The sequence below is a fragment of the Marinobacter sp. F3R08 genome, assembly GCF_018860425.1.
In the GTDB taxonomy this organism is placed as follows: domain Bacteria; phylum Pseudomonadota; class Gammaproteobacteria; order Pseudomonadales; family Oleiphilaceae; genus Marinobacter.
The window spans coordinates 373,636-385,629 of sequence record NZ_JAHKPI010000020.1; the positions used below are offsets into that span (position 1 = coordinate 373,636).

Here is an 11,994-nt window from a genome sequence, read left to right on the forward strand (position 1 = left end):
TTTTTCCAGAAACCGACACAAACAGAAAGAGGCACCGGAGTTTATCCAGCCCCGGTGCCTCTCGTCTGATATGGCGCTCCGGCCTTCAGACCTTCAGAACGCCTTTTTCAGAATTCAGTCCTCGGCCACGCTGTTCAGGTAGGCCTTGTCTGAAATGTTGGTCCACTGACGTACCTGCTTGAGGTAGTCACGCTGGGACTGAATGATCTCCTTCGCCAGCTCATCTTCCTCGGCAGCCTCAGCAAGGAGCCTGTTGGTCGTGGTGCGCAGGGCATCGATGACTTCCGGCGGGAATACCTTATGGGTGACATCCGGATAGTCTTCTTTCATGCGATCCCAGGCCACACCGCTCTGGTGGGTGCTCTGGATATACATGTCATAGGCTGAAATCCGCATCGAAACCCGCAGTATTTCCTGAAGGTCTTTGGGCAGGCTATCCCAGGTTTTCTTGTTCACGAGGAACTGAACCTCGGCTCCCGGCTCCTGCCAGCCTGAATAGTAATAGTTGGCGATCTGATGGAAACCCATCTGGAAATCCAGAGCCGGTCCAACCCACTCAACGGCATCTACAGTGCCACGCTCAAGGGCTGTGTAGAGTTCACCCGGCGGCAGGTTGGTGACTGCAACGCCCAGTTCAGACATCACCTCACCGGCAAACCCTGGGGTACGCATCTTCAGGCCCTGAAGGTCCTCTAGAGAGTTGATCTCCTTGCGGAACCAGCCACCCATCTGGTTGCCGGTATTGCCTCCCGGGAAGGACAGCATACCGTAGGGCTCATACACCTTCTGCATCAGCTCCATGCCTTCGCCATGATAGAACCAGGCGTACATCTCAGGCGCAATCAGGCCAAAGGGAATGGTGGTGAAGTACATGGCATTGGGGATCGAGCCCTTGTAATAGTATGACGCGGTATGCCCCATGTCATACTGACCATTGCGCACCAGATCAAAAATGCCGAAGGGCGCCTTGTGTTTGTTGGACGGATCAATGCGAATCTGCAGTCGCCCGTCTGACATGGTTTTCGCCATGTCCGCCATGTGTTGAACAGTCTCTCCCAGTATCGGAGAGTTGGGCCCCCAGGTTTGCGCAAGGCGCAAAGTATAAGTGTCTTCGGCGAAGCTGACGCTGCTCGTCAGAAGCAGCACCGACGCCATTAATGCTTTAAGCAAACGGGTCATTGTTGTTGAACCTCTATTTCGTTGTTATGCAGTGATTTTCTTAACCACCGAATCTTAGCTTGCCCGGCTATAAAAGGCCAAATGCTGGCATGTTTGTCTTTTTTTTACTACTGTTCAGGAAGGTTATTGTTCTCGGAGAATCGGTACAACGCTAATGCCAGAAAAGGATCTTTCCCAGCTGCGAGCGCAACTGCAGGCTCTCAGGGACGCATACGTTGAAAAAATGCCTGAAACGTTCCAGCGCCTGGAAGCCCTCATAGAGTCGATTCCCTTTCGAGGCGAGCCCTCTGAGCTCGACACCATGACCTCGACTCTGACACTGCTCTCCCAGGAAGTTCACAAACTGGCCGGCTCGTCCGGTTCTCTCGGGCTGGATTGTGTGTCAGTGGCGGCCAAGCAGCTTCTGTCGCTCGCCGAGCACTGGTACACCCACCCACTGGACACCATCACCAAGAAACACATGATGCTGCAACTGGTCGGCACAATGCGCGACTGTGATATGCATCCGACGCCAGAGACAACTGAGCCATCCCGAACAGGAACCCGCAAGATCCACATCGTGGAGGACGATGAACTGGTCGCCCAGGAAATGCTTACCTGGCTACTTGAGGCCGGGTTTGACGCCGAAGTCTTCTTTTCGTCATCGGTCTATCTTGACATTTTCGAGACCTTATCCAGACCGGACATGATCATTATGGACGTCGCCTTCGGCCAAAATATGGCGGCAGGCCCGGACATCATCAGACAATTGAGAAACAGGCTCGGGCGAATGCCCGCGGTCGTGTTTCTCTCGATACACGATGAAATGGAAACGCGGCTCGCAGCACTCAGGGCCGGTGCGTCCCGCTACATCGTCAAACCAATCAGCAAACGCCAGTTGATGGACATTGCCCACGAGTTTGCCGAACGCAAAAACACACCAAAATACCGCGTACTGATTGTCGATGATGACCCCATCGCACTGCAGGCCGCAAAGATCCAGCTGGAGCAGGTCGGGCTTGAGGTGCACGCCTCTGAGGAACCCCTGAAAGCCCTAGGTGTCGCCCGCGAGACCAAACCTGACGTCATTATTCTCGACATCATGATGCCCGAGGTCTCTGGAACCGAACTTGCCGCGATTCTGAGGGAGGACCGGCAGTTCGATGCGATCCCCATCGTATTCCTCACCTCACAAACTCATCCGGACGAGAAAACCCTGAGTGTCGCACTCGGTGGTGACGACTATATCCTGAAGCCTTTTGATGCCGATTATCTGACGGCAACGGTCTGCGCGAGAGCGAAACGCTCCCGCAGATTACGCGAACTGCTCAACACAACCGCGGCAGACTGATCAGACCTTAAACTGCCCTACCAATTCCCGGAGACTCTCGCCAAGACGCGCCAGCTCGTGACTGGCTTCGTTGGTCTGGGTCACGCCGGTATCGCTTCGCTGCGCAGCATCCACGATGCGTACAACGTTCTGATTGATTTCCTCGGCAACCTGACTCTGTTGCTCCGAGGCTGTCGCAATCTGCGTGACCTGATCATGAATCTGGCCAACCGATGCTTCGATCGTTCTGAGCGCCGCGGTGGCATGATTTATCCGCTCCACGGTCTCGGTTGACCGCGTGCGAGACTGACTCATCCGCTCAACAGACGCCCGGGATTCGGTGACAAAGCCATCGATCATGGTGCGGATCTGGTCGGCGGATTCAGCACTGCGTTTCGCGAGCTGACGAACCTCATCAGCAACGACAGAGAACCCACGACCATGCTCGCCAGCCCTCGCCGCTTCAATCGCCGCGTTCAATGCCAGCAGGTTGGTTTGCTCGGTTACCGCATGAATGACGTCAAGCACCTGCTGGATTTCATCAGACTTTTCTGCCAAGGCATTGATACTTGAGGCGGTGTCTTCCATTTCCTCAGAGAGCTTGTTCACCGCACCCTGGGCACTGCTGATGGTTTCGCCACCGTCACGGGCCATGCGATCGGCGTCCGAAGCTGCACTCTCAACCTCATTGGCATTGCCCGAAATCTGCTGAATGGTTGCAGCCATTTCGTTGATCGCCGAGGCAATCTGGTCGGTCTCGGAGCCCTGCTCCTGAACCGATGCCCGGGTCTCACTGGCGACCCGGCTCAGCTCTTCCGCCGCCGAAGCAACCTGATCCGTGGTCGCACCCACTTCGCGCATGGTGTTCTGGATTTTGATGACAAAGGCGTTAAAGCGCCGGCCGAGTTCAGCCAGTTCGTCATTGCCCTCATCTGGCAGACGATGGCGCAGATCGCCCTCGCCGTCGGCAATCTCCTGCATCATGTTACTGACGTCATTCAGCGGCCTGGTCACACTGCGACCGACAAAAATACCGATCACAAGGGCAATCACAACGACCACAATCGTTACCAGAAGGATAAAACCCAGTGTTTCGGCGACACCGGATTCTATGTCCTCTCGGGTGGCCGCCACCTGCCGGTCGATGTCCGTAATATAGACACCGGCACCAATCATCCAGTCCCAGTCGGGGATAATGGTGGAATAGGACATCTTGGGTTCTTCGTTGCCGGAAGCCGGGTTCATCCAGTCGTAACCGTAAAAGCCGTCTTTACCCGCTGCAGCAAAGAGATCCCCCACCAGGCGTTTCAGCGTCGAATTATTGGTCGGCCCCTCTTTGGAAGGGTCTGGCGCATAGGCCAGGTTATAAACGTCGCGGGTATAGGCAAATACATAGTTGGTTTGATCAAAGCGGATGGAACGCAGACGCGACGCGGCTGCCTCCTTCGCTTCCTCGTCGGTCATCGATGGATCGTTCTTGGCTTCCAGAACCACGGCTTCTGCGGCATCAATCAAACTCTTCAGACCTGCCTTCCGCGCATCCAGAAGATTGCTTTCAAGCCGCTTTAACTCGGCTTCACCAGCTGCCTGAATCTGACTGACCGTAATCCAGGCTATGGTTGCTGCGGTCAGGAGTACCGGGACCATTACGGATACGAGCAGACGGGTTCTTATTTTCAACCGACTCAGAATATTCATTACACCGGACTCCCAGGAAGTAGCTGTTGATGCGGATTATCCACAGACCTTGGCAAATGATCTGTTCCAGTTTGTTAAAAAGAAATGAAACAGACGCGTCACCACGCCCGTACCCCTTTGAACAACCGGTTCTTCCGCCATTGTTTTAGTTATATAGCGTATCGGCCGTAACCTGGTTGTCTTGAGGGGCGACCGAACGAAAGACATCCGAAAAGCAGTGAAGTGTCGTATACGGGAAATGAGTCTGGCCCCTGGAGGACCCAATGGAACCCCACTACGACACCCTGTTTTATGATGGCCAATGCCCTTTATGCACGAGAGAGATCAACACGCTACGCAAACTTCAGCGAGGTAACCTGGTGTTTGCAGATATTCACCAGCAGCGTGACGGCAGCGCCGAGTTGCCAAGCCGTGAAATGTTCCTGAAACGCCTGCATCTGATGACCCCGACCGGGCAGTGGGTCATCGGCCTGCCTGCGAATGTTCGCGCCTGGTCCCACACGCCTTTCGGTTTCCTGTTCAAGCCCCTGCTTTGGCCCGGCATTACCCAGATTGCTTCGCGCATCTACGGGACCTGGGCCGACAAGCGCTTTGCACGCAAATACGCATGTGCTCTTGGCGACAACCGGACAACCTAGTCCATCACACCGATTTCTTGCAGGTTGGGCGGGCGATAACCGGCATCAAGCCGCCATCGTTCCGCCACGGAGGTATGGATCATCGTTTCAATGTTTTTCGGTTTCAGATTTCGGACCAGCGGTCTGGAAAACCGAAAGATATGACGGCGTGAATTATGCAGTTTGGCTCGGGGACTCGGAGTGACCCCCGTTTGCAGGTGTTCTTCCAGATCAAGGCCGGCATCCCTGGCCTGCCCCGCCATCCAGTCAAGGGCGATGTCGGACGCCAGCAGACCCTTTTCGTCTGCCGGGTAACCTCCACCGATATCGCTATGGGAACCAGCGAACCAGACCTGCTGCAGATCAAGACCCTCTTTCGGTTCCCATAGGGTTGGTTCAAAATCTTCCCGTCGTTCATCAATGGCCAGCGCGTGGCGGGCAATTCGGACATTGCTGCCCAGCTTGGTGTCGTAGAACTCATCTTTGCGGTCAAACAGCCCCATCAGCGAAAAGGGCACCCCCAGAGCACCGACGGTATCCCAGGCCCCCACGAACCGGATCTCTCTGGACTCGTAGCTATACTGTTTGCGGAATTTTACCGATTCGGTGCCCGACGGCGCCCAGGCGGCCCCTGCTTTTTTGTAGTGTTCAAAGGCCTGCTGGATCAGCCGGGCATCAGGCCGCTTGAGAATCCCGCAGTTGTAAATCAATCCACAAAGAGAACGTACTGTGTAGGCGCCGCGGCTGAAACCAAACAGGTAAATATCGGTGTCCGGTGCAAAGTTCTGAACAATATAGCGGTAGGCATCCATGATGTTCTTGTGGATGCCCTGCCCGGTCACACCGCCGACCACAGCATTGTGGTATGAGCCGATGCCCCAGTCGTAAAATACATGCTGGGGCCGACCATCAGACGCCATGGGGCGAATGGCTCTGGCAACTCTCAGAACATTGGTGGGAACATCTTTCTGCAGATCCTCTTCGGGACGATTCCATGTGCCGTCAGCACAGACAACCAGGCGCTTTACCATGGCAAACTTCCTTGCCAGACAGGTGGTCATATTTTAACCACAGTATAGCTCAGGGCCTCTCATCCGGCGCTGCATCCTCCTCACATTTCCGGCAATCAAGTTCAAACCCGAGCATCGATGCCCGACCTGCTTCCGTCACTACCCAGGGCCGATTCACCCAGGGCGGTGTGTGGCGAACATGCTGGTTGTGCCCACACGCCAACTGGGCAACCCAGTGATTGTCTTCGTCCTTGTGGTAGCCGGTGATGGGTTGTTTCATCGGGCCTCTGTTGGTCTCTGGGCGGGTAACACCGGGCCGGTCACATACCGGTCGCCGTGAACATTTCCCGGGGCTTGCCGGAGTTCAAGTTCAGCCATGATCCGGCCTTTGAGTAACTCCTGCCTACAGGCAGCAGGCCTTGTACTTTCTGCCGCTGCCACAGGGACAGGGATCATTGCGACCGGGCTTTAACTGGCCCTCGCTGGTCTCGCCTTGCAGGTAATACCAGCGACCCTGTTCCCGGACAAACCGGGAGTTTTCTTCGAGAAACCCCCAGCCACTGCCCACTCGGTAGATCGCACGAAAATGAACCGACCCGGTATCGCCGGTCTGGTCTGAATTCAGAATCTGCAACAACGTCCAGTCGGGCGAGTCTTCCAGTGACAGCGTCTCTGGCCGTGTACTGTCATGCCAGGTTGCCCGCAGGTAGTCCGCAAGCCCCAGAACGAATGCCGCGTATCGGGAACGCATCAGAGCCTCAGGAGATGACGCAGGCTGACCATGATGAAGTGGCTGACAGCATTCAGCGTAGGTTTTACCGTGCCCGCAGGGGCAGTTCTGATGTTCAGGCTGAAGATTCATCAAACGTCTGTTTCAGTTGCGGTCGTGGCCCGGCAGTGTATCAACATCAAGCAGGCATTGCTCTGGCGCACGGTTTATCGCGCTTTTGTTGAGCCCGTTTGACCAGGCTATCGCTGCGATAACACCCCTTGTCATTCGTGTGACCGGCCAGCGCATGAACTATGCTTTCTCAAGCGTCGCCGACACACCAAACGAACACGAATTAACCAAATTTTTCAATTCAGACCACCCAATCCGCACCAAACTGCGTCAAGATGGTGCAGAAAAAACGGGGTCACGTGATGAAAGCAGGGCATCAGGAGATTATCGAAACCCAGGTGGATGTATCGGAGCTTGCCCTTGGTATGCACGTTACCCGCCTGGATCGTCCCTGGGAGGAAACAAGTTTTCTGATTCAGGGGTTTGTCATCAAGGATCCGTCAGAGCTGGATGCGCTTCGGGCCCAGTGCGATTTCGTTTTCATTGAGGGACGAATCCAGAAGGCGCACTCCGTTCGTGAGAAACGCAACGGCAACAAACGACTGTCCGGACTGCTGCGACGCTTCAAGTCCAAACCCGCCCCCGAACCGGCTGCCCAGGGCGCCAAAGTGCCACGCAAGCGGGTAACCTACATCAACAAGGTCGATACTGGCCGTGAAATGATCGCCGGCAAGGTTCGGTTTGAAGAGGCTCAGGAGACGGCAAAATCGATCATGTCAGGCCTCAGGGTGGGCCGTACGCTGGACATCAACAAGGCCCGCAAAGTAGTAAAGGGATGCGTTGAGAGCGTGCTTAGAAACGAAAACGCCCTAATGCTGCTTACCAAAATCAAAAATCAGGACGAATACACCGCCGAACACTGCATCAATGTCGCCATACTGTCCGCCGCTTTCGGTAAACATCTGGGGCTCTTGCAAGGTGAAATTGAAACACTCGCCCTTTGCGGATTGTTGCACGACGTTGGCAAAACAAAGATTCCGGATGAAATACTGAACAAACCGGGAGCCCTGACCCCCAACGAATTCGAGTTGATGCGACACCACACAACACACGGCCGCACGATTCTCATGGGCACCAGCCATTCACTCAACACTGCCGTCGACGTTGCTTTCAGCCACCATGAACGAATGGACGGCTCAGGTTACCCGCGTGGCCTGGAAGCGCATCAGATTCCCTATTTCGCCAAGATTATTGGTCTGGTGGATACTTACGATGCCATCACCAGTGATCGTGTTTACGACAAAGGCCGCGCCTCCATGCACGCCCTGGAGATTATTCACAAGCATCGCGGCACTCAGTTCGACGCCGAACTGGCCGATGAGTTCATCCAGCTCATCGGCATATACCCGCCAGGCTCAATTGTTGAAATGGTGAATGGCGAGGTCGGGATTGTTGTGGAGAGTGATCCGACCCACAAGCTTAAGCCCCGCGTTCTGCTGGTCAGAGAGTCCGACAAAACCATCATGCCTCCGAACCGTGTCGTTGATTTGATGGCCTCCCCGGAGGACGCGGCGGGTAGGGTCTACTGCATTGCGAAGGAGGTTCCGGAGGGCACTTATGACATCAGGCTTCAGGACTTTGTTGAACAGGGACTGATCGTCACCAAGCCATCCCCGCCCCCCTCTGCTCCATAGAAAAGGGGGCGCAAATCACTGTCTCCGGGTGCGCAGCCAACATTGAGCAAAACCCGGAGCCATCACCCGGGCCGCTTGGTCACCGCCATGGTCAACCGGGAAATACAGGTGGTTTTACCGGCTTCATTTTCAAGCAGGATTTCCCAGACCTGAGTCGCACTGCCTATGTGTATGGCTCTTGCTGTACCGTACACCCAGCCCTTCGAAACCGGCCGAATGTGGTTGGCGTTGATATCCAGTCCAACCGCCACCGTTTCCGGATCTTTCAGACAGCAGTTGGCCGCCATACTGCCGAGGGTTTCCGCCAACAGGACGGATGCCCCCCCGTGCAATATGCCGAACGGCTGGACCGTACGTTCATCAACAGGCATACGCCCTTTCACATAGTCATCCCCAATTTCAAGGTATTCAATACCCATGTGGCTGACCGCGGTGTTTGCGCTGGCGTTGGCAAGGTGTTCAAGATTCGGGGTATGGGTCCAGATTGCCATAGAGATACTGCTCTCGATGTTATTTGAAGTAGGAAAAGGCAGGACCCAGTTTATACAGATAGGATACGAACTACCAAGCCCTTCTTTGGCGGTCTCGTCCGGCTTTCTCGATGAACCTCTCAAACTCCTGTGCAGGCAGTGGCCGACTGAAATAGTAGCCCTGAAACCGGGTGCACCCCATTCTGACGAGCCGGTCCAGCTGCCCTTTCGTTTCCACACCCTCCGCTACGGCTGAAAGCCTGAGTGCCGAGGCAAGGGCCAGAATGGTCTCTGCAATGGCAGCGTCATTCGGATCATCCAGGATGTCCCGTACAAACCCCTGATCAATCTTAAGTTCGTCCAACGAGAGACGTTTGAGATAACCAAGGGATGAATAGCCCGTGCCGAAATCGTCTAACGAGATCCTGATGCCCATGCTTCTCAGGATACCAAGGGTCTCTTCCACCAGTTCAAGATCGTAAGCCAGCGCACTTTCGGTAATTTCCACCTTCAGGTTTCTTGGAGAGGCTCCGGTTTTTCTTAGCAGCGCCATCACAGTGGAGCAGAACGAGGGCAGATGGAACTGCCTTGCACTCACGTTGACCGATACCGGAAGTTTGGCCAATGGGCTGTTCAGCGTTTTCCAGCTGGAAATCCGTGAAAGGACTTCTTCCAGCACCCAATAGCCAATCGATTCGATAAGACCGGTCTCCTCCGCAAGAGGAATGAACTCAGCGGGAGACACCATGCCGCGCCCCGGACAGCACCACCGCAGGAGTGCTTCGGCGCCTACTGGCTGGCCATTCTGGTCTACCAGAACCTGGTAGTGGACTTCCAACTGCTTCTTACGCACGGCCAACCGAAGGTCGGATTCCATGGCCAGCCGCTCAGACACCTTCTTCTGCATCATCGAGTCATAGAAACGGATACAGTTTCGGCCATCCTCTTTGGCGCGAAACATTGCCATATCAGCCTGGCCCAGTAGCTCTTCGAGCGAAGTATCATGATCAAAGAACAGGGTGACGCCAATGCTCGGGGTCCCTGTGTATTCGATGCCATTGAGACAATAGGGTTCGTTCAAGGCGCTCCGCACTTTTTCGCAGACCTTGTCCACACAGGCTGCTGCACTGGGCGTTTCGGTCGGAAACCCCTTCAGAACAAGAACAAATTCATCCCCACCGAGCCGGGCAACCGTATCCCATTCACGAACCGTCTGCTGCAACCTTTGCCCGACCTGTATCAACAGCTCATCGCCAATCAGATGACCTGCCGAATCATTGATGTTCTTGAAGTTATCAAGATCGATAAAGGCCAGGGCTCCGTGGCTCTGGTCTCGGGTACTACTGTTCAACGCCTGCGCCAGGCGGTCTCTGAGCAAACGACGGTTCGGCAAACCGGTCAAGGCATCATAGAACGCCAGCTGCTCGATTTCGGATTCGGAACGTTTCCTGTCGGTCACATCATAGAAATAACCGTGCCAGATGATGCTGTCATCGGCCAATCGGGCCGGCATCGATCGCGCTTCCATCCAGGCCGTGGAACCGTCGTGTCTCAGGGCCCTGAAATGGGTTTCGAACGGTGTCATCTGACTGCGCGATTCATCGACCTTTTCCGAGAAAGATGCCTTGTCCTGTTCATCGATCAGATCCAGCAAAGGCCTCGCATCCGGCTGAAGCATATCCGCAGTCAGCCCAAACATATCGCTTACTTTGTCGCTGATAAACGGAAAGGTCGCCCGCCCGTCAGGGTATACCCTGAACTGGAATATGACCCCGGGAAACTGCTCGGAATAGCGGTAAAGACTGTTCTCGAAGCGCACATTACTGCTGGCGAGGATCTGTCGGTGCACCGAGGCCCCAAGGACATCAGCAATCTGCAGGAGAAACCGTTCGGTCTCTGGATCCCGTGTGGTAGGCAAGTCAAGAAAATCAAAACCCAGTATGCCGCGATTCTCCCCCTCTAGCTGCAAGCCAACGAGCATCAGGCTTCGGATGCTTTCGCGACGGAATTCCAGTTTCTCTTCTTCCGCCGCATGCGGCAGTTGCTCTACCTCGGGGATCACCAGAACCGGGAAGCGCTGAAGCTGGTCCAGGAGCCAGGGAAAACGCGCCATAGGCGTATGCTTGATAGCATCTCGCTGAGGTGGCGCGCCATTCAAACAGGCTTCATGGGTTATGGAGATGGTCTGTGTGGCGTCGTCGAACATGATCAGATAAGACCGATCTGCCCGGAGCCGGTGTCCAAGCTCGGAAAGGAACTTGTGGATACTGCCATCCAGTTGGTCAATGGTCGACCGGGCAAGGCTCAGAGCCAGTCTGTAAACAAACTCTTGCTGATCCCGGGTAACTGCGTCTACCATCGCCTGAGGGCTCCTTCCCAGCAGTACTTCTTTTTGCCAGCCAAACCTGCTGACAAGCCATTACTGGTGTTCAATTGCCCTCCTACTATAGCCCACGTGGCTACGACCGGGGCGGTCTTGTCACGATGCGTCGTTGTAGATCGTTTTGTACTGCCTGATCAATTCATCGACCCGACCCGAGTTCACCAGTTTATACAGAGCGTCGGCAATCAACTCCCTGAGTTCGAAGGAGTTGCAGGACGATGCCTTGGAAAAGGCGAAAAACAGACCTTCACGACTAATCGGGGTTTCCAGGGCAACAAACTCGTCAGCAAGACCAAGGTACTCCAGCTTCACCTCTCCTTGCAAAACTTCATAAAGCACGTAATCCACCCGATCCACCAGCGCCATCTGGAAGGATTGCTCAATTGACCTCACCCCTTCAATGTTCAGGTTCTTGTCCGCATATCGGTCAAAATTCTGACCAAAACTGTTGTTAATCAATGTACTGCCGCGCTTGCCCAACAAATCCGGCCAGTGCCGGTAGACAAACTCCTGGCCCGAGGGAACCCAAACAGCCGTCGGCATATACGTAATCGGAGGCAGCAGATAGTCCAGATAACCAATGCGCTCCGAGGTAATGAACGCCCCCGCCACCAGGTCAATGTCACCCTGGCGCGCCATGCGCTGGACCCGGGCCCAGGAGCCGATGTCTCTCACTTCAATGGTTACGCCAAGGGGCTCAGTGATTTCCTCCAGCAACGCAGGTACCGCACCAATGAGGTATCCCGGACGATCATCATCCCGCCAAAGCAACGGTGGGTATTCAGGGTTTCCGCTTACCGTCAGCGTAGTGCATGAGGTGGCCGGCAAGGCAGCCGCAGTCGCCTGAAACATT

The 11,994-nt window shown here is 55.0% G+C and carries 12 protein-coding genes; 4 read left to right on the plus strand and 8 right to left on the minus strand.

The features are described from left to right. Nucleotides 1–114: 114 nt before the first annotated feature. Nucleotides 115–1,179, minus strand: a complete 1,065-nt coding sequence (locus tag KO499_RS14065) for a TRAP transporter substrate-binding protein (RefSeq protein WP_215984383.1) — start codon at nucleotides 1,177–1,179, stop codon at nucleotides 115–117. Nucleotides 1,180–1,333: 154 nt separating this feature from the next. On the opposite strand from KO499_RS14065, the gene KO499_RS14070 reads away from it, so the two are divergent. Further along, nucleotides 1,334–2,509, plus strand: a complete 1,176-nt coding sequence (locus KO499_RS14070; RefSeq protein ID WP_215984384.1) for a response regulator — start codon at nucleotides 1,334–1,336, stop codon at nucleotides 2,507–2,509. Here KO499_RS14070 and KO499_RS14075 read toward each other — a convergent pair whose 3' ends face one another. Then, nucleotides 2,510–4,186 (minus strand): methyl-accepting chemotaxis protein, encoded by a 1,677-nt coding sequence (locus tag KO499_RS14075; RefSeq protein ID WP_215984385.1) that lies wholly within the window; start codon nucleotides 4,184–4,186, stop codon nucleotides 2,510–2,512. 263 nt (nucleotides 4,187–4,449) lie between these two features. Here KO499_RS14075 and KO499_RS14080 point away from each other — a divergent pair, with 263 nt between their 5' ends. Beyond that, nucleotides 4,450–4,824 (plus strand): thiol-disulfide oxidoreductase DCC family protein, encoded by a 375-nt coding sequence (locus KO499_RS14080; RefSeq protein ID WP_215984386.1) that lies wholly within the window; start codon nucleotides 4,450–4,452, stop codon nucleotides 4,822–4,824. Here KO499_RS14080 and KO499_RS14085 read toward each other — a convergent pair. The 3 genes from KO499_RS14085 to KO499_RS14095 all read right to left on the minus strand — a co-directional run bounded on the left by KO499_RS14085 (nucleotide 4,821) and on the right by KO499_RS14095 (nucleotide 6,675). Continuing rightward, on the minus strand, nucleotides 4,821–5,834 hold the full coding sequence (locus KO499_RS14085; protein ID WP_215984387.1) for a DUF2235 domain-containing protein: 1,014 nt from the start codon (nucleotides 5,832–5,834) through the stop codon (nucleotides 4,821–4,823). The two genes, KO499_RS14080 and KO499_RS14085, sit on opposite strands and share 4 nt — an antisense overlap. A gap of 49 nt (nucleotides 5,835–5,883) precedes the next feature. Further along, a complete protein-coding gene (locus tag KO499_RS14090) occupies nucleotides 5,884–6,093 on the minus strand; it encodes a DUF3565 domain-containing protein (RefSeq protein ID WP_215984388.1) in 210 nt (69 codons plus the stop codon). Between the two features lie 123 nt (nucleotides 6,094–6,216). Beyond that, nucleotides 6,217–6,675, minus strand: a complete 459-nt coding sequence (locus KO499_RS14095; RefSeq protein WP_266100646.1) for a YchJ family protein — start codon at nucleotides 6,673–6,675, stop codon at nucleotides 6,217–6,219. On the opposite strand from KO499_RS14095, the gene KO499_RS14100 reads away from it, so the two are divergent. After that, the gene (locus tag KO499_RS14100; protein ID WP_215984390.1) at nucleotides 6,595–6,777 is read left to right on the plus strand and encodes a hypothetical protein; all 183 of its coding nucleotides are present in this window, start codon (nucleotides 6,595–6,597) and stop codon (nucleotides 6,775–6,777) included. The two genes, KO499_RS14095 and KO499_RS14100, sit on opposite strands and share 81 nt — an antisense overlap. Before the next feature lie 179 nt (nucleotides 6,778–6,956). Continuing rightward, nucleotides 6,957–8,288: an HD-GYP domain-containing protein gene (locus KO499_RS14105; protein ID WP_215984391.1), complete on the plus strand. Its 1,332-nt coding sequence runs from the start codon at nucleotides 6,957–6,959 to the stop codon at nucleotides 8,286–8,288. A gap of 62 nt (nucleotides 8,289–8,350) precedes the next feature. Here the strand turns inward: KO499_RS14105 and KO499_RS14110 are convergent, their stop codons facing one another. The 3 genes from KO499_RS14110 to KO499_RS14120 form a co-directional block, all read right to left on the minus strand. After that, on the minus strand, nucleotides 8,351–8,779 hold the full coding sequence (locus tag KO499_RS14110; protein WP_215984392.1) for a hotdog fold thioesterase: 429 nt from the start codon (nucleotides 8,777–8,779) through the stop codon (nucleotides 8,351–8,353). 70 nt (nucleotides 8,780–8,849) lie between these two features. After that, nucleotides 8,850–11,117 carry a putative bifunctional diguanylate cyclase/phosphodiesterase gene (locus KO499_RS14115; RefSeq protein ID WP_215984393.1) on the minus strand — a complete coding sequence of 756 codons (2,268 nt, stop codon included), beginning with the start codon at nucleotides 11,115–11,117 and terminating at the stop codon, nucleotides 8,850–8,852. Between the two features lie 120 nt (nucleotides 11,118–11,237). Further along, on the minus strand, nucleotides 11,238–11,993 hold the full coding sequence (locus KO499_RS14120; protein ID WP_215984394.1) for a substrate-binding periplasmic protein: 756 nt from the start codon (nucleotides 11,991–11,993) through the stop codon (nucleotides 11,238–11,240). Nucleotide 11,994: the final 1 nt, after the last annotated feature.